General features: G+C 63.1%; 1 protein-coding gene. It reads right to left on the reverse strand.

Annotation, left to right across the window (positions count from 1 at the left end; translation table 11 throughout):
* Nucleotides 1–306 precede the first annotated feature (306 nt).
* A complete protein-coding gene (locus HMPREF1136_RS09495; RefSeq protein WP_009649128.1) occupies nt 307–1,077 on the reverse strand; it encodes a CDP-alcohol phosphatidyltransferase family protein in 771 nt (256 codons plus the stop codon).
* Between the last annotated feature and the right edge of the window lie 298 nt (nt 1,078–1,375).

Genomic DNA, 1,375 nt, shown 5'->3' on the forward strand with positions numbered 1-1,375 from the left:
CCCTGCCGCCGCCCTCGGGCACCACAGCCTCCCGCATGCCGAAGGGGCGCCACACCACCCACCCAGGCCTCGTCGCCGCCCCCGGACACCGCAGCCTCCCGCGCACTGCACGGTCACCACCAAACACACCCACGCCTCGTCACCGCCCTCAGGCACCGCAGCCTCCCACGCACTGCACGGTCACCACCAAACACGCCCAGGCCTCGTCGCCACCCTCGGACACCGCAGACCCCGAAAGCGGATCACACAACAAACACCCCCGAGCACGAGGCCCGGGGGTGTTGATCTGCGATCGTGGCGCAAAGACTACTTGTCCTCGCCGGTCGCCGTACGGATGAAGCCGGCGATCAGGAACCAGCCGCCGCCAATCCAGAAAAGGATCAGAGCCCACAAGGGCTGGACCGGGTAGGCGACCACCATATACGCACACGCGACGATCCAGGCAGCCGCACCAATGATGTTGGGGATCTGGAAGCGCTTCACGCGCGCAGGGTGCGTGTAGTGCAGCGGCACAAGCGTCATGATCGCCAGGAAGATCGTCGCCGCAATGTTGACCCAGGCGGGGGTCTGGAGCACATACATAACGATTGCGACGCAGTTCCACGCCGCGGGGAAGCCCACGAAGTAGTTGTCGTTGGATTTCTCGCCGTCGTTCGCGTAGCAGAACAGCGAGGACACGATGACGACGATCATCATGATGACCGGCATCGGCTGGGCACCAAACGGCAGGTGCAGCGCCATGAACAGGGCAGGCAGGAACGTCCACGTCAGGTAGTCGACGAGATTGTCGACAACTCCGCCATCAAACCACGGGATGACCTCACGGACGCCGACTTTACGAGCGAGGGTGCCGTCGACGCCGTCCACGATCAGGGCGATGACGAACCACAGCCACATCATGGGGGTGTCGTTGTCGAGGATCGCGAACAGAGCGAGCGTGGCCCACACGAGGCCGGAGATGGTGAACAGGTGCACCCCCCACGCGGCGATAACGCGGCCGAGGCTGGGTTTCTTGGTCGAAGACGAGGCCGAGGCCGCGTCCTGCTCATGTGAGGCGGTGACAGATTGGTCGGGCACGATGGCTCCTGGTGTTACGGGTTATTTCCGCTCCACAGTATGCCAAATCTTTGTGAGCATGCGGTAGGTCTTTAGGACAAATTCTCAAGAGTTGTATTGCCGCAGGCAACTCTTTCTTTACCCATCCACGACGAAACAGCACGAAACACGTTCAAGCACAGGCACGATACAGGCCCTCCTGAGGGCATGCTGGCAAGGTTTCAGAACCATAACAATGTGTCGACGGCGCGGTGTGAGACCCGCTGCGGCAGGGCCTGGCCGCAGTGCTGGTGGGCGGCGGCGGGGCCTGGCCGGGCTT

It is taken from the genome of Actinomyces sp. ICM47 (assembly GCF_000278725.1).
GTDB lineage: Bacteria > Actinomycetota > Actinomycetes > Actinomycetales > Actinomycetaceae > Pauljensenia.